This window comes from Orrella sp. 11846, assembly GCF_048820935.1.
Taxonomy (GTDB): domain Bacteria; phylum Pseudomonadota; class Gammaproteobacteria; order Burkholderiales; family Burkholderiaceae_B; genus Algicoccus.
Genome location: NZ_JBMERD010000072.1, coordinates 1 through 289, shown reverse-complemented (window position 1 = coordinate 289; position 289 = coordinate 1). Strand labels below are relative to the sequence as shown.

Sequence of the window (289 nt, the reverse complement as noted above, 5' to 3'; positions counted from 1 at the left end):
ATAAGTTAAGACCTCTTAACTAACAAAAATCGTTAGTAAAATTTTTGTCGTTTTTTTACTTACGATTCTGAGAATGCTCTCCTACATTCAAAATGCCCAATAAAAACATCTAGCCAAGCAGGTTGCGCTTCAGTATGTTTGTCTTGATACCAACGGATTCCCACGAAAGTCTTTTCATGGCATTTTCCACAAGAATAATCAAACATTCTTTCAAAGGAGCGCAGTATGAACATTTGGATCCATTTCAAACCACTTAAGGTACTGGTAAGCACCACACTCGGACTCAGCT

The 289-nt window shown here is 37.4% G+C and carries 1 protein-coding gene; it reads right to left on the bottom strand.

Annotation, left to right across the window (positions count from 1 at the left end; all coding sequences use genetic code 11):
• Nucleotides 1–59 precede the first annotated feature (59 nt).
• A partial coding sequence (locus tag ACOI06_RS14660) for a hypothetical protein (RefSeq protein WP_420663326.1) occupies nucleotides 60–289 on the bottom strand: 230 nt, incomplete at its 5' end.